This window comes from Amycolatopsis sp. NPDC114478 (assembly GCF_055633805.1).
Genome location: NZ_JBVKDO010000003.1, coordinates 30591 through 50377 on the forward strand (window position 1 = coordinate 30591; position 19787 = coordinate 50377).

The window sequence follows — 19787 nt, forward strand, 5'->3', positions numbered from 1 at the left end:
CATGACTTCGTACGTAGCCGCGATCGACCAGGGCACCACCTCGACCCGGTGCATGATCTTCAACCACGAGGGCCGCGTGGTCTCGGTCGACCAGCGCGAGCACGAGCAGATCTTCCCGAAGGCGGGCTGGGTCGAGCACAACGCCGAGGAGATCTGGGAGAACACGCGCCGGGTCGCCGCCGGCGCGCTCGCCAAGGCCGACCTGACCGCCAAGGACATCGCGGCCGTCGGCATCACCAACCAGCGCGAGACCGCGCTCGTCTGGGACAAGAACACCGGCAAGCCGGTGTACAACGCGATCGTCTGGCAGGACACGCGCACCGACCGGATCGTCACGGAGCTCGGCAACCTCGGCGGCGGCCAGGAGCGCTACCGCGAAAAGGTCGGCCTGCCGCTCGCGACGTACTTCTCGGGGCCGAAGATCAAGTGGATCCTCGACAACGTCGACGGCGCGCGCGAGAAGGCCGAAGCCGGTGACTTGATCTTCGGCAACATGGACACCTGGGTGCTGTGGAACATGACGGGCGGCGCCGACGGCGGCGTGCACGTCACCGACCCGACGAACGCGTCGCGCACGATGCTGATGGACCTCGACACCCTGCAGTGGGACGAGGGCATCGCCGGCGAGATGGGCATTCCGCTGTCGATGCTGCCGGAGATCCGGTCGTCGTCCGAGGAGTACGGCAAGGTCCGCGAGAAGGGCGCGCTGGCCGGCGTCCCGATCGCGGGCATCCTGGGCGACCAGCAGGCCGCGACGTTCGGCCAGGCCTGCCTTTCGCCCGGCGAGGCCAAGAACACCTACGGCACCGGCAACTTCATGCTGCTCAACACGGGCACCGAGAAGGTGATGTCGCAGAACGGGCTGCTCACGACGGTCTGTTACAAGATCGGCTCGAACGACACGGTGTACGCGCTGGAGGGTTCCATCGCGGTGACCGGTTCGCTGGTGCAGTGGCTGCGCGACAACCTGGGCATGATCACGACGGCGGCCGAGATCGAGGACCACGCGCGCAGCGTCGAGGACAACGGCGGCGCGTACTTCGTCCCGGCGTTCTCGGGTCTGTTCGCTCCTTACTGGCGGTCCGACGCCCGCGGCGCGATCGTCGGGCTCACCCGGTTCGTGAACAAGGGGCACCTGGCCCGCGCGGTCCTGGAGGCGACGGCGTTCCAGTCCCGCGAGGTGATCGACGCGATGAACGCCGACTCGGGTGTCCCGCTGAAGTCCCTGAAGGTGGACGGCGGCATGGTGGTCAACGAGCTGCTGATGCAGTTCCAGGCCGACATCCTGGGCGTCCCGGTGATCCGCCCGGTGGTGAACGAGACAACGGCCCTGGGCGCGGCGTACGCGGCGGGTCTGGCGGTCGGGTTCTGGAAGTCGGAGGACGACATCCGCACCAACTGGGCCCAGGACAAGCAGTGGGACCCGTCGATGGACGACGCCCGCCGCGAGCGCGAGTACCGCAACTGGAAGAAGGCGGTGACGAAGACGTTCGACTGGGTGGAGGACGAGGACTGAAGGCGAGCGGGCCGGGGGCGCTGAGCGCTTCCGGCCCGCTGGTTCGGCGGAGGCCACGCAGGTGGGCGGCGCTGGTCGGAACGCGCGCAGCCCGGCCTGCGCGGTCACGCACTGGGCCCGCCCGCGCAGCAAGCAGCCGGCGACCGCGCCGGGCGAGATAGCCGGCGCGGGAGCGCGGCGGCGGCTCGGCGGGCGAGCGACCGAGAGCGCCGCGCAATCAGCCGACCCTCACCAACAGCCCGGCCCAGCCCTCCCCCTCCCGGCCGGCCCTCCCCAACCGGCCCGAACCTCCTCAGTCCTCCCAGCCCTCCGGCTTCCCGGACTGCTCATTCGGCGCGATGACCAAGAACGGCACCCCCTGGTCGTCCATCACCCGCACCTGCCGCCCGTACGGCGAATCGAACGGCTGGTCCAGCACGCGCCCGCCCAGCTCGGTCACGCGAGCCGCGCTCGCGTCCGCGTCCGCCACCGAGAAGTACGTCGACCAGTTCGACGGCACCTCCGCCGGTACCGAGTCCGGCAGCGCGCCCAAGCCTCCGACCGGGCGGCCGTCGATCAGCAGCACCGCGTACGTGAAGTCGTCGTTCGACAGGTCCTGGAAGCCGTAGCCGAACACCTGCTCGTAGAACGCCTTCGCCGCCGGGTAGTCGCGGCTCATGCACTCGTTCCACGCCAGCGTGCCCGGGGCCGCCGTGACCTGGGTGCCCAGGTGGTGGCCAGGTTCCCACAGCCCGAACACCGCGCCCGCCGGGTCGGCTGCCACCGCCATCCGGCCTTCCTTCATCACTTCCATCACCGGCATCACGAGCTGGCCACCCGCTTCGGTGATCGCCGCCGCGGTCTTGTCCACGTCGGACACCGACAGGTACGTCGTCCACACCGGAGGCATCTCCTGCCCCGGCGGGATCTGGCCGATGCCGGCGACCGGCCGGCCGCGCAGCTGCGCCATGCCGTAGAAGCCGGTCTCCTCACCGCCCGTCTGCACGTCCCAGCCGAACAGCCCGCTGTAGAACGCCACCGCTTTCGCTTGGTCGGGCACCATCAGGTCCACCCAGCTGGGCGTGCCGTCTGGCCACCGCTCGTCCCGGAACAACATCTCTGCTCCAACCCTCGTCCGCGCCGCCTCGGGTGACGGCCGACACAGTCTGGCACCCACCACCGACAAAACCAGGGCCGAAGGACTCTCAACGCCCGATGAGGTGGGCGTACACCACGATGTTGTCGACGTAGTTGTGCGCGCCGCGGTCGAAGACACCGCCGCAGGTGATCAGCCGCAGCTCGGGACCGGGGGTGTCGTCGTAGACACCCTCCTTTTCGAACTCCTGCTTCGGCACCTGGTGCACCTTCGTCACCTCGAACAGCGCGGTCGTGCCGTCCTTGCGCGCGATCGAGACGCGGTCGCCCGCGGTCAGCTCCTTGAGCCGGTAGAAGATGCCCTTCTGGTGGTTGCCGTCGACGTGGCCGAGGACGACGGCCGGGCCGACCTCGCCGGGCGTCGGCGCGTACGTGTACCAGCCCGCCTGCAGCGGGGTGGTCACCGGCGGCACCTGGATCGTGTTGTCCGCGTTGACGCCCAGCGGGACCAGCGTCGAGTGCGCGGCGATCTTCGGGATGTCGATCGAAACCGGGTCGGACTTCGGCAACGCGGCGACGGCGTCGGCATCGCCGTCGGCGGCGGAAGCGGACGCGGGCTCCGGGTCGACCGCGACCGGCCGCGCGGGCGACGGCTGCGCGGTGGACGGCCCGGGGCCGTCGCCGAGCGTCAGCGCCAGCACCACCAACGCGGCCAGCAGCGCCACGATCAGCGCGATCAGGTACCCCCGCCTGCCGGTGGTCCTCGTGGTCATGTGCTCCCCCTTCCCGCGGGTTTACACGTCCGGGCGACCCCGATCGGGGGTCGCCCGGACGCTACCCCCACTCCCCCTCCCCGGGTCAGCGGCGCCGGGCCCGCTTGGCCAGCACGAGACCACCGCCGCCGACCGCGAGCACCCCCATGGCGGCCGCGGCCGCGAGCGGTGTGCTGGAGTCGCCGGCAGGGGCGTCGGTGCCGCCGGTCTGCGGCGCGCCCGCCGGCACCTTGGTGACCTGCTTGGCGGCCGAGGCACCCAGCACGGTGAACTTCGCGCTGATCTCCGCGCCGCCGCAGGAGAACGACACCGGGTAGACGCCCGGCTTGACCTGCTTGACGACCGCGGACGCGACGGCGGCCGGCGCCGTCGCGGGGTCGTTCTGCGGGCCGGTGCGGCGCAGCGAGCTGATGGTGAGCGCCGGCGACGTCAGGCCTTCCGTGCTCTCGGCGGCGCAGCCGAGGCGGATCTCCACCTTCCCGCCCGGACGGGCGACCTTCGGCAGCACGCGGAGGTACGCCTTCGGGACGCCCGCGTGCTCCGAAGCGGGCTGCGGCGTGGCGGTCGGCGTCGTGGCCGCCAGCGCCGCGCCGGGCGCGAGGACGAGGAAAGCCGCGGCGGCACCCGCGACGACAACGGTCTTCTTCATTCTTTTCTCCCCTGTGGAATGATTCGGCACGGCGTTTTCCGGACGCCGGTCGCAGTTCCCCCTGCCTCGGCGTTGTCCGTTTGCCTATATCCCCTAAGACGTCTCTACCTGCGACAGGTTGCGCCCGCGGAAAACAAAACCGCCCCGGAGCCGAGCTCCGGGGCGGTTCGCCGCACTAGAAGAATCAGCCGGCCATGCTGCCGTCGCCGGCTTTCGCGGCGCCGGAAGGCACCTTGGAAACCTGCGGCGCGGGCACGGTGAACTGCGTGCTGTACGTCTGGCTCCCGCAGGTGACGGTCAGCGGGTACGTCCCGGCCGCGGTGCCCGGCTTGAGCGCGGCGTCCGCGCTGATGTTCGCGTCGGCGCCCATGAACGGGCCCGGCGTGTAGTTGGAGAACGTCAGCGCCGGCGAGGAGAACGCGGGCGAAGCGCCGTCGCACTTGGCGAGCGCGACGTTCGGCGCGTCCCGGACGTACTTGTCCACGAGCGTCTGGTTGATCGCGGTGTTGACGTTGAGCTGGACGCTGCCCTTGGCCGGAGCGCCGCTCGGCGCGGGGACCGTGCTCTGCTGCGCCATCGCCGGCCCCGCCAGCGACGTCGCCCCGATCACCGCTGCCACAACGAAAACCACCGTCTTGCGCACCTATCGCACCCTTCGCGTCCTTCAGCCGTACAACCGACAAGACGCGACGGGGCGCGACGGGTTGCCTACTGATCTAATCCAAATCGTCGTGGCGCATGAGCTGGCGCCCGGCCTCGGTGATCGAGCCCGAGAGCGAAGGGTAGACCGAGAACGTCAGGGCCAGGTGGTCCACCGTGAGCTGGTTCTGGACGGCGAGCGCGATGGGCAGGATGAGCTCGCTCGCCTGCGGCGCCACGACGACACCACCGACGACCACGCCGGTGGCGGGGCGGCAGAACAGCTTCACGAAGCCTCGGCGGAGGCCCTCCATCTTCGCGCGCGCGTTGGTGGCCAGCGGCAGCATGATGGTGCGCGCGGGCACCTCGCCGGAGTCGATCGCGTGCTGGCTGATGCCGACGGTCGCGATCTCCGGGTGGGTGAAGACGTTGGCGGCGACGGTCTTGAGCTTGATCGGCGCGACGCCCTCGCCCAGCGCGTGCCACATCGCGATGCGGCCCTGCATGCTCGCCACCGAGGCGAGCATCAGCACGCCGGTGCAGTCGCCGGCGGCGTAGATCCCGGGCACGGTGGTGCGCGAAACGCGGTCGACGGTGATGAACCCGCCGGGGCCGGGCGAGATGCCGACCTTGTCGAGGCCGATGTCCTTGGTGTTGGGGACCGACCCGACGGTCATCAGCGCGTGGCTGGCTTCGATCACGCGGCCGTCGGCGAGGAAGATCTCGACGCCCTTTTCGGTGCGCTCGACGCGGTCGGCGCGCGCCTGCTTCGCGACGGTCGTGCCGCGCTGCGAGAAGACCTCCTCGAGCACCGCGGCGGCGTCGGCGTCCTCGTGCGGGAGGACGCGGTCGCGGCTGGAGACGACGGTGACCTTGACGCCCATTTCGGTGTAGGCGGACGCGAACTCGGCGCCGGTGACGCCCGAGCCGATCACGGCGAGGTGCTCCGGCAGCTCCTGGAGCTCGTAGAGCTGACGCCAGTCGAGGATGCGCTCGCCGTCGGGCACCGCGCCGGGCAGGACGCGCGGGGTGGCCCCGGTGGCGATCAGGACGACGTCGGCGGGCAGCTTCTCGGTGCCCTCGGACGTCGTGACGGCGACCTTGTGGGTCGCGAGGCCGGGCTCTTCGTCGCAGAAGCGGGCTTCGCCGATGACGACGCGGACGCCTTCGCGCTGGACGCGGGCGCGGATGTCGGCGGACTGGGCCAGCGCGAGGCCCTTCACCCGGCCGTGCACGGTCGGGAGGTCGACGCTGGTGTCGGCCAAGTCGGTGTTGATGCCGAGCTCGCCGAGGTCGTGCATCTTCGCCAGGGCGCCGGAGCTCGCGATGAACGTCTTCGAAGGAACGCAGTCGTAGAGGACGCAGGCGCCGCCCAGGCCGTCCCGCTCGACGATCGTGACGTCGGCTCCGTGCTGAGCCGCGACCAGCGCGGCTTCGTAGCCGGCCGGGCCCCCGCCCATGATCACGATCCTGGTCACCTGGGTCCTCCTCAAGGCTGTCCGTGCGGTGCTCTCACCGTACGCGGCGAAGGTGACCGGACACTGAAGTGGGCGAACACGGCGAGTGCGTCCACTCGGGTCAGCCAGGTGTCGCTACGCTGTCGGGCGTGCCGTTGTATGCCGCGTACGGATCGAACATGGAGCCCGCCCAGATGCTGGAGCGCGCGCCGCACTCTCCGATGGCCGGCACCGGCTGGCTGGAGGGGTGGCGCCTGACCTTCGGCGGCGAGGACCTCGGCTGGGAAGGTGCCCTGGCGACGATCGTCGAGGACCCGGCTTCCCGGGTCTTCGTCGTGTTGTACGACGTGACGCCGCTCGACGAGACCGGGCTGGACCGCTGGGAAGGCGGCGAGCTCGGGATCCACTCGAAGATCCGGCTGCGGGTCCAGACGATGGACGGCTCGGCGCTGGCCTGGCTGTACGTCCTGGACGCCTACGAGGGCGGCCTGCCCTCGGCCCGCTACCTGGGGGTCCTGGCCGACGCCGCGGAAGCCGCCGGTGCGCCCGCCGACTACGTCGACGACCTGCGGACGCGCCCCTGTTCGGGCATCACCGGCTGACTCCACACCCTGTGGACAACTCGGCCACCTGAGCGCTACCACGGCCCGCTGCCGGACCGCACCAGCACCCCCGCGACCACGTGGCCCCGAACCGTCGCGCCCGTTTTCCCGCGCCCTCACGCGAACCCGATTCACGTTGTCGCACAAGGAAAAGCGCAGGTAGACCGGGCTCCCGGAGCCAGGCCGTCGTCCAGTTTGCCGCCATGATCGCGGACACGCAAAACGGCCCTCCCCCGATCAGGGGAAGGGCCATTTCACGACCTGTGGACAACCGGGAAAAGCTGTGGACAACTCCGCTCAGGCGAGGGAGGTCAAAGCGGTGTGGACCAGGGTCCGGACCCCGCAGAGCAGGGCTCGCTCGTCGAGGACGAACGTGGGGCGGTGAATGTCGGACTGGGGGTCCGGCGCGCCGGGCCAGACACCCAATCGGGCGAAAGCGCCCTGGACGTGCTCCAGGTACCAGCCGAAGTCCTCGCCGCCGGAGGACTGCTCCGTCGGCGCGACCGCGCCCTCGCCGAGCGCCGCTTCCGCGCCCGCGCGCATCAGGGCCGTCGAGTCCGCGTCGGACACCACCGGCGGGACCCCGCGGCGGTAGTCCAGCGAGAAGCCGACGCCCAAGGGCGCCAGCAGGGACTCCACCGACGACGCCACCAGCGGCTCCAGCGCGGTCCAGACCTCGTGGTCCGCGGTGCGCAGGGTGCCGCGCAGGACGCCGTCCTGCGGGACGGCGTTGGCCGCCTGGCCCGCGTGGACCGCGCCCCAGACCAGGACCGTGCCCGAGCGCGGGTCGACCCGCCGCGAGAGCAGCGCGGGCAGCCCGGTGATCACCGAGCCCAGCGCGTGGACCAGGTCGGCCGTCAGGTGCGGCCGGGACGTGTGCCCGCCCGGCGAGGTCAGGCGCAGCTCGATCAGGTCCGCGGCCGACGTCAGGGCGCCGACGCGCATGCCGATCTTGCCGACCTCGAGCCGCGGGTCGACGTGCAGGCCGTAGATCCGCTCGACGCCGTCCAGCGCGCCGGCCGCGATCATGTCCAGCGCGCCGCCGGGCATGACCTCCTCGGCGTGCTGGAAGACCAGCCGCACGCGGCCGGGCAGCTCCGGCGCGCCGGCCAAGGCGCGGGCCGCACCCAGCAGGATCGCCGTGTGGGCGTCGTGGCCGCACATGTGGGCCGCGCCCTCGACGGTCGACGAGTAGGGCAGCCCGGTCGCCTCGGTGAGCGGCAGCGCATCCATGTCCGCGCGAAGCGCCACGCACCGCTCGCCGCTGCCGATGTCGCAGACGACGCCGGTGCCGCCGGGCAGCACCCACGGCTTGAGCCCGACCGAGCGCAGCAGCGTGACGACCAGTTCCGTGGTCGCGAACTCGTGGCGCGACAGCTCCGGGTGCGCGTGGATGTGCCGACGCCAGGCCAGCACGTCGGTCGCGTTCGCGCGCAGCCAGTCGTCGAGCCAGAACGGGCCGCGGCCCGCACCAAGGTCCTCCACGGGAGCCATGCTTACGCCCGCTTCGGAAATGAGCGCCTCGGACCCCTCCATGGGGTTGATGATGCGCCCATGGGGGTCGCCTGGAACGTCCGGTCGTGAGTCCAACACCGTCACGCCGCACCTCCTCCCGCAACACGGGTAACCCGGGCAGCGGCTGGGGTCACGCAACGTGCCGATCGATCTGTCGTACGCATTTGCAGACGATCGTGCACCATGCAGGCGGCAACGCGCGCCTCGAAAACGGCCGTCCTAGATGGCCGGTACCGGATCTGCGTTGAACGGTGTGCAGTACTTCGGCACACCCGAACGCGTCAGGAGCTCTTCGCCTTCTTCGAACGGATCCGCCGGCCCCAGATCACGATGCCGAGCAAAGCGACGGCGACCACGCCCGCGATCAGCTTGTTCTTCGTCTTCTCGCTGTTCGCCTTGTCGGTCTGGGCCGGGTCGAGGACCGGGCCGGGCGGCTGGGTCTGCGCCAGGACCGGCGCGGCGGGCGCGTGCGCCACCGCCACGGCCACCGTGTCGTGGGAACGCACCGGTCCGGCGTACGCCGGCGACGCGGTGAACAGCACCGCGCCCAGCACGCCGGCCAGGACCAGACCCCGCAGCTTCGCCATGTCATCCCTTCGCCTCGACCAGGCATTCTCCCGCGGAACGCCCGGCGCGTCAGCCCCCACGCGGTGGACCGAACGCGTCGAGGATCCGCTGAGCACCGAGGGTAGCCGTCAGCTCACCGTCCCGCACCGCCCGTTCGACGTCGGGAACGACCGTTCGCACGTCCGGATGCGCCGCCAGGCGACTCAGCAGCTGTTCGCGCACCATCGCCCACGTCCAGTCGACCTGCTGCTGCCGGCGGCGCGCGTCGAGCTCGCCGGACGCCGTGAGCGTCTCGCGGTGCCGCTCGATCGCGCCCCAGACCTCGTCCAGCCGCAGGTTGTGCAGGCCGCTGCAGGTGAGCACCGGCGGCGTCCACGACGCTTCGGGCCCGTAGATCATCCGCAGCGCGCCGGACAGCTCCCGCGCCGCCCGCTTGGCGTCCCGTTCGTGGTCGCCGTCGGCCTTGTTGACGGCGATGACGTCGGCGAGCTCCAGCACACCCTTCTTGATGCCCTGCAGCTGGTCACCCGTGCGCGCGAGCGTCAGGAACAGGAAGCAGTCGACCATGTTCGCGACGGTCACTTCGGACTGTCCCACCCCGACGGTCTCGACCAGGACGGTGTCGTAGCCGGCGGCTTCCATCAGCACGATCGTCTCGCGCGTGGCCCGCGCGACGCCGCCGAGCGTCCCGGACGTCGGCGACGGGCGGATGAACGCCCGTTCGTCGACCGCGAGGCGCGCCATCCGGGTCTTGTCGCCGAGGATCGAGCCGCCGGTGCGCGTCGACGACGGGTCGACCGCCAGCACGGCGACGCGGTGCCCGGCCGCGGTCAGGTCGGTGCCCAGCTGGTCGATGAATGTCGACTTGCCGACACCGGGCACGCCGGTGATCCCGACGCGCCGCGCGCCGCCCGACGACGGCAGCAGCTCGACCAGCAGTTCCTGCGCCAGCGCTCGGTGGTCCTCCCGCTGCGACTCGACCAGCGTGATCGCCTTCGACAGCGTCCCGCGGTCGCCCGCCAGCACGCCCTTGGCATAGGCGGTGACGTCGATCTTGCGCGGCAAGGGTCAGGACTCCTGCGCCGTCAGCTGGCCGAGCAGGTCGATGGCGGCGTCCGCGAGCACCGTGCCGGGGCCGAAGATCGCGGCCGCGCCGGCCTCGCGCAGCGCCGGGTAGTCCTGCGGCGGGATGACCCCGCCGACGACGACCATGATGTCCTCGCGGCCCAGCTCGGCGAGCTCGTGGCGCAGCGCGGGCACCAGCGAGAGATGCCCCGCGGCCAACGAGGACACCCCGACGACGTGCACGTCCGCCTCGATCGCCTGCCGCGCGACCTCGGCCGGGGTGGAGAACAGCGGGCCGACGTCGACGTCGAAGCCGATGTCGGCGAAGCCGGTGGCGATCACCTTCTGGCCGCGGTCGTGGCCGTCCTGGCCCATCTTCGCGACGAGGATCCGCGGCCGGCGGCCCTCCTCCGCGGCGAACTCTTCGACCAGCGCGCGGGCCTTCTCGACGTTCTGCGACTTACCCACCTCTTCGCGGTAGACGCCCGAAATCGTCCGGATCTGCCCGGAGTGGCGGCCCCAGATCTTCTCCAGCGCGTCGGAGATCTCGCCGACCGTGGCCTTCGCGCGGGCCGCGTCGATCGCCAGTGCCAGGAGGTTGCCGCCGTTGCCGGCGCCTTCGGTGAGCCGCCGCAGCGCGTCCTCGGTCGCCTGGCCGTCGCGCTCTTCCCGCAGCCGCCGCAGCTTTTCCAGCTGCTGCGTGCGGACGCCGGCGTTGTCGACCTTGAGGACTTCGATGTCCTCGTCGCTCGTGACCTGGTACTTGTTGACGCCGATGACGGGCTGGCGGCCGGAGTCGATCCGTGCCTGGGTCCGCGCGGCGGCTTCTTCGATGCGCAGCTTGGGGATGCCCGCGTCGATCGCCTTGGCCATGCCGCCGGCCTGCTCGACCTCGCTGATGTGGCCCCACGCCTTGCGCGCGAGGTCGTAGGTCAGCTTCTCGACGAAGGTGCTGCCGCCCCACGGGTCGATCACGCGCGTCGTGCCGGACTCCTGCTGCAGCAGCAGCTGCGTGTTGCGCGCGATCCGCGCGGAGAAGTCTGTCGGGAGCGCGAGGGCCTCGTCGAGGGCGTTGGTGTGCAGCGACTGCGTGTGCCCCTGGGTCGCGGCCATCGCCTCGACGCAGGTGCGCACGACGTTGTTGTAGACGTCCTGCGCGGTCAGCGACCAGCCGGACGTCTGGGAGTGCGTACGCAGTGAGAGTGACTTCGAGTTCTGAGGGTCGAAGCCCTTCACGAGCTTCGCCCACAGCAGGCGTGCCGCGCGCAGCTTCGCGACCTCCATGAAGAAGTTCATGCCGATCGCCCAGAAGAACGACAGCCGCGGCGCGAACTTGTCGACGCCCAGCCCGGCGTCGACGCCCGAGCGGAGGTACTCGACACCGTCGGCAAGCGTGTACGCCAGCTCGAGGTCGGCGGTCGCCCCGGCTTCCTGCATGTGGTAGCCGGAGATGGAGATCGAGTTGTACTTCGGCATGTGCTGCGAAGTGAAGGAGAAGATGTCGGAGATGATCCGCATCGACGGCTGCGGCGGGTAGATGTAGGTGTTGCGGACCATGAACTCCTTGAGGATGTCGTTCTGGATGGTCCCCGCGAGCTGTTCCGGCTTCACCCCCTGCTCCTCGGCCGCGACCACGTACAGCGCGAGCACCGGCAGCACGGCGCCGTTCATCGTCATGGACACCGACATCTTGTCGAGCGGGATGCCGTCGAAGAGCTGGCGCATGTCGTAGATCGAGTCGATCGCGACGCCCGCCATGCCGACGTCGCCCGAGACGCGCGGGTGGTCGGAGTCGTAGCCGCGGTGGGTGGCCAGGTCGAAGGCGACCGACAGGCCCTTCTGGCCGGCCGCGAGGTTGCGCCGGTAGAAGGCGTTGGACTCCTCGGCGGTGGAGAACCCGGCGTACTGGCGGATGGTCCAGGGCTGGTTGACGTACATGGTCGGGTACGGGCCGCGCAGGAAGGGCGCGATCCCGGGGTACGTGCTCAGGAAGTCCACATCGGACAGGTCGTCGGCGGTGTAGACCGGCTTGACGCCGATGCCTTCGGGCGTCTCCCAGGCCAGGGCGTCGGGGCCCTTGCCGGTGGCTTCCTGGACGGCCTTGGCCCAGGTGTCCCGGTCGCCCGGCGATGGCGTGCCGAGGTCGAGACCGGCGAAGTTCGGGATGCTCATCGGGAAACTCCCAGCTTGGCGTGCAGGCCGTTCAGGACGTCGAGGGCGTCGCAGCCGGCGAAGACGTTGGCGTCCACTCCGTCGTAGGTACCCTTGCCCGCCAGTAGTACGTAGTCGGCGCCGAGCGACTTCGCGACCTCGGCCGCCTGCGCCGCGTAGGCGTCGTCGGTGCCGCAGAGGCAGGCGATCTTCGCGCCGGACGCGCGGAACGCGCCCGGCAGGTCGTCGGTCGCGCCCGGGTTGACGGCTTCGAGCCCGCCCGCCTGGAAGAGGTTGGCGGCGAAGCCGGCTCGCGTGGTGTGCGCGGCGACCGGGCCCAGCGTGGCGAGGAAGATCTTCGGCCGTTCGCCGTGCTCGGCGAGGTACGCATCCGAAGCGTCGCGAAGCGTCTCGAAGCCTTCGGCGTACCGGTGCCGCGGCAGCCCACCGTCCACAGGGGACTCCAGCGGCGTCCGGACCACCGGTTTCTCCGCCAGGTTCGGGAACTCGCTGACGCCGGTGAGCGGGTCGCGGCGGGTGGCGATCCGCTTGGACCGCTTCTCCCACGTCTCGGCGAGCCGTCCGGCCAGCGCGCCGGACGCGAGTTCGTCGGCCAGGCCGCCCGCGCCCTCGATGGCGGTGAACTCGGCCCAGGCCGCGTGCGCGAGGTCGTCGGTGAGCTTCTCGACGTACCAGGAGCCGCCCGCCGGGTCGACCACGCCCGCCAGCTTGGACTCCTCCAGCAGCACCGCGTGGGTGTTGCGGGCGATCCGCGCGGAGAAGGCGTCGGGCTTGCCGATCGCCGCGTCGAACGGCAGCACGGTGACCGCGTCCGCGCCGCCGACGCCCGCGCCGAAGCAGGCGACCGTCGTGCGCAGCATGTTGACCCACGGGTCGCGCCGGGTCAGCATCGCCGGCGACGTCACGGCGTGCTGGCGCATCGGCGCGGAGAAGCCGCACACCTCGGCGACGCGCGCCCACAGGCGGCGGGCCGCGCGCAGCTTGGCGATGGTCGAGAACTGGTCGGCGGTCGCGGCGATCCGGAATTCCAGCTGCCCGGCCGCGGCCTCGACGTCGAGACCCGCGTCCGTCAGCGAACGCAGGTAGGTGACACCGGCGGCGACGAGCGCGCCCAGCTCCTGCGCGTCCGAACCGCCGGCCTCGTGGAACGGCAGGCCGTCGGCGACGATCGTGCGCACCTTCGGGTACTTCGCGGCGACACGCGCGGCGAGCGCGGCAGCCGGTCCGAGGTCGGCGGGCGAGCCGGTGCGCGCCGCGAGCCCGATCGGGTCGGCGCCCAGCACCGCGGTGGCCTCGCTCGCCGGGATCTCGCGTTCGGCGAACAGCTCGAACAACGCGTCGGCGGCGGCTTCGAAGTCGGCACCGGCGTCCAGGACGACGGGCGCCAGGTCGAGGTAGACCTCGTTGAGCGCGTCGGCCAGCGATGCGGGTGGCACCGCGAGCCAGATCGACGTCACACCGCCTTCGAGGTCGGCGAGGATCGCCTGGTTGACCGCGCGGGCGTCGTCGCCGGCGAACCGGGCCCGGACGTCCCAGCCGGTGCTCACCTGGCCGTCCGGCCGCGCGCCGCGCACGTAGGGCGGCAAACCGGGGAAGCCGGCGTCGCCCGGCGCGTCCTCGGCCGTGTACAGCGGCTGGATCTCGATGCCGTCGTAGGTCCGCGTGACGAGCTTGCTCTCCGGGGCGCCCGTGAAGTCTGCGGGGTCTTCGGGGAGCCTGCCGCTCTTGCGCAGGACACCGGCGACAAGCTCCTGCCACTGCTCGCGCGTCGCCTGGGGGAACTCGGCCGCGAGGTCGAGCTCGGAGATCGGCACTGACTCCGGACCGGCCACTTCAGTCATACCCAGTGATGGTAGAGGCACGGGCCGCGTCGGACCTGTGACTCTAGTCGCGCCCCTATGCGGTCAGGGGTGGTTCGGGTACGACACAATCAGGGGGTGCCCCCCTCCAGCGAAGAGACACGAGTGGTCGCCGGTCGCTACCGGCTGCGTTCGGTGCTCGGCTCCGGGTCGATGGGCACCGTCTGGTCGGCCTACGACGAGTTCCTGCACCGCCAGGTGGCCGTCAAGGAGATGAAGGTGCCGCCGGGCATCCCGGCGTCGCAGGCGGACGAGCTGCGGGAGCGGACGCTGCGCGAGGCGCGCGCCATCGCCGTGCTGTCCCACCCGAACGTGATCATCCTGCACGACGTCGCCCGCGAGAACGACCAGCCGTTCGTGGTCATGGAGCTGCTGCCCTCGCGCAGCCTGGCGCACATCCTGCGCGACCACGGGCCGCTGACCGTCGAGCAGGCCGCCGCCGTCGGCATCGCCGTCGCGTCGGCACTGGAGGCCGCGCACTCCGCCGGCATCACCCACCGCGACGTCAAGCCGGGCAACGTCCTGGTCGCCAGCGACGGCCGGATCAAGCTGACCGACTTCGGCATCGCCCGCAACGTCTCCGAGGCGACCATGACCCGCACCGGGATCATGCTCGGCTCCCCCGCCTACATCGCGCCCGAGGTCGCCTCCGGCGGCGCGGTCGTCCCCGCCGCCGACCTCTGGGGCCTCGGCGCGACGCTGTTCGCCGCGGTCGAGGGCGCGCCGCCGTACGACGCCGACGGCGACCCCCTGGAAACCGTCGGCAAGGTCGTCAACGGCAAGGTGCCCAAGCCGAAGGCCGGGCCGCTGGCCGACGTCATCACGGCGTTGATGAAGAAGGAGCCGGGCGACCGGATCACCCTGCGCGAGGTCCGGTACCGGCTCTACCCGCTGCAGACGAAGACGCCGCTCGACCTGTTCGGGCCCGAGCTGTTCCGCACCCCGGACGGGAAGAAGACGTCCGCGCAGCCGGACGCGACCGACACGCAGGTGATCAAGACCGTCCTGCCCGAGAAGGCGGGGAAGAAGTCCGAGGAGTCGAGCAGCGAGCTCGCCACGGACCCCGGTCCGCTGCCGTTCCTGCGGCCGCCGACGTCGGCGCCGTCCCCTTCCCCGATGCCGTCACCTTCGCCCTCGCCGGAGCCGGCGACGCTGTTCGTCGCGCCGCCGCGGACCGGGCGGCGCACCGCGCGGGCGACGGCCGTGCTCGTCGCCGTGGCGATCCTGCTCTTCCTGCTGGCCGCGGGCGGCGGGTTCGCGCTGGCCAGGACGGTCGGCGGGCAGTCGCTGCTGCCCCCGGCCGCCGAGCCGGCGGCCACGTCGAACGGGCCGACGGAGGTGCCGCCGCCGACCCTGGTCCACCAGATCGGCAACGGCAGCTACATCACCAACGACGGCGGCCAGTACGCCCTCGACGTGCCGCAGGGCTGGCAGAAGTTCGTCGCCCCGCACAACTCCAGGTTCGGACTGAGCCTGGTCGTGCAGTACGTCTCGCCGGACGGGCGCCGGTCGCTGCGCCTGGAGCGGCTGGCGAAGTACTTCGAAAAGACCGACGGCTACGACGACTACGTCACCTGGCTGCGGCAGTCCTACCCGAGCGACTCGTTCGCGCTGTACGGGCCCTGGCCCCAGCCGGACAAGACCGAGACGCTGACCTACCGCCTGGCCGAGGACGGCGCGCTCCCCCAGGGCGACGGCAGCGGGGGCACCCTCGTGACGTTCATGAAGATGGTCCAGGCCGGGACGAGCCTGTGGATCCTGTCGGTGACGGTGCCGGCCCCGCAGGAGAGCGCGGGCCAGCACGACGTCTTCGAGCCCGTGGCGAAGACGCTGCAGGTCTCCGACTAGGGCGCCCGGTTCAGCACCTCGCGGGACACGGACTCCTGCGCGAGGTGGCGCAGGCCGGTGAAGATCCGGTCGCCCAGGACCGTCGCGACCAGGCCGGCCTCGATGATCTTGTCGAACGACGTCAGGCCCGTCACGACCTCGACGTCCAGCTCCGCGACGCGCATCGCCAGCGCGAAGTACTCGTCGAGGCGGTCGGCGAGTTTCTCGTGCCCCAGCTCCTTCGCCGTGGCCAGCGCGGCGATCAGGTTGCCGACCGTGTGGTCCTCCGTCCCGTGCCACTTCCAGCCGTGGCGGTCGGCCAGGCCGTGCAGCAGGCCGGTCGCCCACTCGGCGGCTTCTTCGGACACCTTCGGCGGCGGCCCGGCCAGCTCGTCCTGGACGACGCCCATCGTCTCGTGCGGGGTCGCGTCGCCGTCGATCGCGGCGAGGACGGCCCCCACCGACGCCAACGGCAGCCCGCCGACCTCGGTGAGCGCCTTGACCAGCCGGAGGCGCTGGACGTGCGCCGCGGAGTACCGCGCCTGGTTGGGGCTGGTGCGCTCGCCCGGCGGGAGCAGCCCTTCGCGCAGGTAGTACTTGACGGTCGCGACCGGCACCCCCGACTCGGCGCTCAGTTCGGCCATCCGCATGCGCATCCGCTCCGATCCCGGGGTTCGCCTCCGGGGCAACCCTGAAGACTTTTCAGCATGGATAGTTTAGCTTCCCATAACGGAGAGCTTGACTATCCATTCTGGGAGGAACCATGACCATCCTTGCCGACGTCCGGAGCAGAACGCGCGGGTGGCACCGCCCGTCCGCGATCGCGGCCGCCACCCTGGGGGTGGTGGCGGTGCTGTGCGTCGCCGCGCTGCTCGTCGACCAGCGGACCTTGGCCGGCGCCCCGATCTGGGCGAAGCCGTTCAAGTTCGCGGTGTCCGGCGCGCTCTACTTCGCCACCTGGAGCTGGCTCGTCTCGCTGCTGCCGCGGTTCCGGCGCACGGCGTCCTGGCTGACGAACTTCCTGGTCCTGATCTTCGCCGCCGAGTACGTCCTGCTGGTCTTCCAGGCGGCCCGCGGCCGGGCGAGCCACTTCAACAACGCGACGCCACAGGACGCCTTGATCTACAACGTCATGGGCAAGATGATCATGGGCCTGTGGGTCGCCACGCTCCTGCTGACCGTCCTGGTCATGTTCACCAAGCTCGAAGACCGGGCGAGCTTCTGGGCCGTGCGCGCCGGCGCCGCGCTGTCGCTCGTGGGGATCTCGCTGGGCATCCTGATGACGGTGCCGACCGCGCAGCAGCTCGCGCGGTGGCAGGCCGGTGGCAAGCCGGACATGGTCGGCGCGCACACCGTCGGGCTCGCCGACGGCGGTCCGGGCCTGCCGATCCTCGGCTGGAGCACGGTGGCGGGCGACCTGCGGATCCCGCACTTCGTCGGGATGCACGCGCTGCAGTTCCTGCCGCTGCTGGCGATCGCGCTCGCGGCGCTGGCCCCGCGGTTCGCCCGGCTGCGCGACGACGTCGTCCGCACGCGGCTCGTGCTGATCGGCGCGGCCGGGTACGCCGGGCTGACGGCACTGGTGACGTGGCAGGCCCTGCGGGCGCAGTCGATCGTGCACCCGGACGCGGCGACGCTGGGAGCGTTCGCGCTGCTCGTCGCGGCCGTCGGGCTGGGCTCGTGGGCCGCGGTGCGCGTCCGATGACCCTCTTCTTCGACCTCGCGTTCCCGCTGGCCGTGCCGTTCTGGGCGCTGATGGTCCTGGCGCCGGCCTGGCGGTGGACGCCGCGGGTCATGGCGTCGCCGTGGGTGCCGCTGTTGCCGCTGGCCTGCTACTTCGCGCTCGTGCTGCCGCACTTCGGCGAGTGGGGGCGGGCGATGCTGCGGCCCGACCTCGGCGTGCTGCAGACGCTGCTGGGCACGCCGTGGGGCGCCGGGCTCGTCTGGGCGCACCTCATCGCGTTCGACCTCTTCATCGCGCGGTGGATGTACTTCGAAGGCCGGGCGCGGGGGATTTCGCCGTGGATCGTCAGCCCGATCCTGGTGCTGACGATCTTCCTCTCGCCGTTCGGCCTGGTGGTGTTCCTCGTGGTGAGAGCCGTCCGGATACGCTCCCTCGCATGAGTGAACACGAGGCCGCGGCCGCCATCGCCAAGCGCACCGGCGTGGACGCGCACGACATCGCGGTGGTCCTGGGATCGGGCTGGCGCCCGGCGGCGGACGTCATCGGGGAGTACGAGACGGAGATCCCGTTCGCCGAGCTCCCCGGCTTCACCACGCCCGGCGCGGTGGGCCACGGCGGCACCATCCGTTCCTTGAAGATCGGCGACAAGAACGTCCTGGTGATGCTGGGGCGGACGCACTTCTACGAGGGCAAGGGCGTCGACCGGGTGGTGCACAACGTGCGCACCGCCGCGGCGGCCGGCGTCCGCTCGGTGCTGCTGACGAACGCGGCCGGCGGGCTGCGCGAGGGGTTCCACGTCGGCCAGCCGGTGCTGATCTCCGACCACCTGAACCTGACGGCCCGGTCGCCGATCGTGGGCGCGAACTTCGTCGACCTGACGGACCTGTACTCGGCGCGGCTGCGCGGGATCGCGAAGGAGATCGACCCGTCGCTCGAGGAGGGCGTCTACGCGGGCCTGACCGGGCCGCACTTCGAGACGCCGGCCGAAATCCACATGCTGCGCACGCTGGGCGCGGACCTGGTCGGCATGTCGACGGTCCTGGAGGCGATCGCGGCCCGCGCGGCCGGCGTCGAGGTGTTCGGGCTGTCGCTGGTGACGAACCTGGCGGCGGGCATGACGGGCGAGCCGCTGAACCACCAGGAAGTCCTCGAAGCCGGCCGCGCGGCGGCCACCCGGATGGGTTCCCTGCTGCGCGAGCTGGTCACCCGCGCCTGAGGGCCGGGAGCTGGGCGGCCACCTCGGCCGGGGATGGCATCGCCGCGACTTCCCCGGCCAAGGTGCGAACCGCGTCGCGGACCGAGGAGTCCGTGAGCAGGTGACGGGCTTTCGCGGCCACCGCTTCGGCGGAGACCTCGGCGGCCAAGAGGCGGTCGCCGACACCGGCCGCGAGGACCGCGTCCGCGTTGCTGAACTGGTCCGCTCCCTGCGGCAGCAGCAGCTGCGGGAGGCCCGCGCCGAACGCACCGAGCGTCGTGCCGCTGCCGCCGTGGTGGACCACCAGGTCGACGTGCGGGAGCAGCGCCGCCTGCGGGACCCACGCCTCGAGCCGGACGTTGGCCGGGACCTCGCCGAGCGCCGCCGGGGCGACCGTCGGGCCCGTCGCGACCAGGACGTCGACGTCCAAACCGGACAGTCCGGCGATCGCCTCGCCCAGCACGCCCGCGTGGCCCATCGCGGTGCCCAGCGTCAGGTACACCAGCGGCCGCGAGCGGTCCAGCACCCCGGCCGGCAGCTCGCCCGGCTCGCTCCAGCCCACCGGCCGCAGCGGGACGCGCGTCGTGCGCGCCAGGAAACCCGCCTCCTGCACCGATTCCGGGCAGATGTCGATGAACGGCCCGCCGAACGCCAGGTCCTCCCCAACGGTGATGCCCAGTTCCGAAGCGTGCGAGCGGATCGCGTCGCGGATCCGCGTCACCATCGGGTCGTCGCTCGACACGCGGCCGAACCCGTGCGCCACCACCGGGATCCCGGCCTTCATCGCGGCGAACGCGCCGCCCGAGTTGCCGGACTCGCTGACGACGAGGTCGGGCCGGAACCGCGAAAACAGCGGCAGCAGGTCGGCGACGAACCGCTTCGGCATGAGCTCGCCGAACACCTTCGCGACGATCGGCCCGAGCACCTCCGGCGGGATCTCGCCCGGCGGGCGCCGCGGCCCGGGCGGCCCGGACCCGGCGAAGGCCTGCCCGAACGCGTCGCGGATGGCGAGCCCGGCGGCCGCCGTGTCCAGGCCGGCTTTCGTCAGCTGTGGCAGGAAGTCTTCCGAGGTGGCGAAGACGACGTCGTGGCCCGCGTCGCGCGCGGCGACCGCCAGCGGGACGAGCGGGAACGTGTGACCGAAGGACCCTAGTGAGGTGAAGAGCAAGCGCACTCCCCCGACCCTAGCCCGT

At 71.5% G+C, this 19787-nt stretch carries 18 protein-coding genes; 6 read left to right on the forward strand and 12 right to left on the reverse strand.

Annotated features, from left to right (window positions below; translation table 11 throughout):
* The first annotated feature begins 1 nt into the window (after nt 1).
* On the forward strand, nt 2–1516 hold the full coding sequence (gene glpK, locus ACZ7OH_RS08935) for a glycerol kinase GlpK (RefSeq protein ID WP_470280358.1): 1515 nt from the start codon (nt 2–4) through the stop codon (nt 1514–1516).
* A 292-nt stretch (nt 1517–1808) separates the two neighbouring features.
* Here the strand turns inward: glpK and ACZ7OH_RS08940 are convergent, their stop codons facing one another.
* The 5 genes from ACZ7OH_RS08940 to ACZ7OH_RS08960 form a co-directional block, all read right to left on the reverse strand.
* Entirely contained in the window at nt 1809–2612 is an 804-nt protein-coding gene (locus ACZ7OH_RS08940; RefSeq protein ID WP_470280359.1) for a VOC family protein, read from the reverse strand.
* Nucleotides 2613–2700: 88 nt separating this feature from the next.
* Nucleotides 2701–3363, reverse strand: coding sequence for a class F sortase (locus ACZ7OH_RS08945; protein ID WP_470280360.1), 663 nt, complete (start codon nt 3361–3363; stop codon nt 2701–2703).
* 85 nt (nt 3364–3448) lie between these two features.
* The gene (locus ACZ7OH_RS08950) at nt 3449–4012 is read right to left on the reverse strand and encodes a hypothetical protein (RefSeq protein WP_470280361.1); all 564 of its coding nucleotides are present in this window, start codon (nt 4010–4012) and stop codon (nt 3449–3451) included.
* A 184-nt stretch (nt 4013–4196) separates the two neighbouring features.
* Nucleotides 4197–4655 carry a hypothetical protein gene (locus tag ACZ7OH_RS08955; RefSeq protein ID WP_470280362.1) on the reverse strand — a complete coding sequence of 153 codons (459 nt, stop codon included), beginning with the start codon at nt 4653–4655 and terminating at the stop codon, nt 4197–4199.
* Between the two features lie 73 nt (nt 4656–4728).
* Complete coding sequence (locus ACZ7OH_RS08960; protein ID WP_470280363.1) at nt 4729–6129, reverse strand: NAD(P)H-quinone dehydrogenase; 1401 nt, start codon at nt 6127–6129, stop codon at nt 4729–4731.
* A gap of 128 nt (nt 6130–6257) precedes the next feature.
* Here ACZ7OH_RS08960 and ACZ7OH_RS08965 point away from each other — a divergent pair, with 128 nt between their 5' ends.
* A complete protein-coding gene (locus ACZ7OH_RS08965) occupies nt 6258–6710 on the forward strand; it encodes a gamma-glutamylcyclotransferase (RefSeq protein ID WP_400900347.1) in 453 nt (150 codons plus the stop codon).
* Nucleotides 6711–7007: 297 nt separating this feature from the next.
* Here ACZ7OH_RS08965 and ACZ7OH_RS08970 read toward each other — a convergent pair whose 3' ends face one another.
* The 5 genes from ACZ7OH_RS08970 to ACZ7OH_RS08990 all read right to left on the reverse strand — a co-directional run bounded on the left by ACZ7OH_RS08970 (nt 7008) and on the right by ACZ7OH_RS08990 (nt 13870).
* Complete coding sequence (locus ACZ7OH_RS08970) at nt 7008–8309, reverse strand: amidohydrolase (RefSeq protein ID WP_470280364.1); 1302 nt, start codon at nt 8307–8309, stop codon at nt 7008–7010.
* A gap of 197 nt (nt 8310–8506) precedes the next feature.
* Nucleotides 8507–8812 (reverse strand): hypothetical protein, encoded by a 306-nt coding sequence (locus ACZ7OH_RS08975; RefSeq protein ID WP_400900350.1) that lies wholly within the window; start codon nt 8810–8812, stop codon nt 8507–8509.
* A 49-nt stretch (nt 8813–8861) separates the two neighbouring features.
* Nucleotides 8862–9857, reverse strand: coding sequence for a methylmalonyl Co-A mutase-associated GTPase MeaB (gene meaB / locus ACZ7OH_RS08980; RefSeq protein WP_400900352.1), 996 nt, complete (start codon nt 9855–9857; stop codon nt 8862–8864).
* Between the two features lie 3 nt (nt 9858–9860).
* Nucleotides 9861–12029, reverse strand: a complete 2169-nt coding sequence (gene scpA / locus ACZ7OH_RS08985) for a methylmalonyl-CoA mutase (RefSeq protein ID WP_470280365.1) — start codon at nt 12027–12029, stop codon at nt 9861–9863.
* On the reverse strand, nt 12026–13870 hold the full coding sequence (locus ACZ7OH_RS08990; RefSeq protein WP_470280366.1) for a methylmalonyl-CoA mutase family protein: 1845 nt from the start codon (nt 13868–13870) through the stop codon (nt 12026–12028). Before ACZ7OH_RS08990 ends, scpA begins: the two co-directional genes overlap by 4 nt.
* A 123-nt stretch (nt 13871–13993) precedes the next feature.
* On the opposite strand from ACZ7OH_RS08990, the gene ACZ7OH_RS08995 reads away from it, so the two are divergent.
* A complete protein-coding gene (locus ACZ7OH_RS08995) occupies nt 13994–15736 on the forward strand; it encodes a serine/threonine-protein kinase (protein ID WP_470280857.1) in 1743 nt (580 codons plus the stop codon).
* On the opposite strand, the gene ACZ7OH_RS09000 is transcribed toward ACZ7OH_RS08995, so the two are convergent.
* Complete coding sequence (locus ACZ7OH_RS09000) at nt 15733–16365, reverse strand: MerR family transcriptional regulator (protein WP_400901904.1); 633 nt, start codon at nt 16363–16365, stop codon at nt 15733–15735. The genes ACZ7OH_RS08995 and ACZ7OH_RS09000 overlap by 4 nt on opposite strands.
* A 113-nt stretch (nt 16366–16478) precedes the next feature.
* On the opposite strand from ACZ7OH_RS09000, the gene ACZ7OH_RS09005 reads away from it, so the two are divergent.
* The 3 genes from ACZ7OH_RS09005 to ACZ7OH_RS09015 are packed head-to-tail and all read left to right on the forward strand — an operon-like array spanning nt 16479 to nt 18615.
* Nucleotides 16479–17420, forward strand: coding sequence for a hypothetical protein (locus ACZ7OH_RS09005; RefSeq protein WP_470280367.1), 942 nt, complete (start codon nt 16479–16481; stop codon nt 17418–17420).
* Entirely contained in the window at nt 17417–17839 is a 423-nt protein-coding gene (locus ACZ7OH_RS09010) for an ABA4-like family protein (RefSeq protein WP_470280368.1), read from the forward strand. Before ACZ7OH_RS09005 ends, ACZ7OH_RS09010 begins: the two co-directional genes overlap by 4 nt.
* The gene (locus ACZ7OH_RS09015; protein WP_470280369.1) at nt 17836–18615 is read left to right on the forward strand and encodes a purine-nucleoside phosphorylase; all 780 of its coding nucleotides are present in this window, start codon (nt 17836–17838) and stop codon (nt 18613–18615) included. The genes ACZ7OH_RS09010 and ACZ7OH_RS09015 overlap by 4 nt, the downstream gene beginning before the upstream one ends.
* Here ACZ7OH_RS09015 and ACZ7OH_RS09020 read toward each other — a convergent pair.
* Nucleotides 18602–19768 (reverse strand): glycosyltransferase, encoded by a 1167-nt coding sequence (locus ACZ7OH_RS09020; protein ID WP_470280370.1) that lies wholly within the window; start codon nt 19766–19768, stop codon nt 18602–18604. The genes ACZ7OH_RS09015 and ACZ7OH_RS09020 overlap by 14 nt on opposite strands.
* Between the last annotated feature and the right edge of the window lie 19 nt (nt 19769–19787).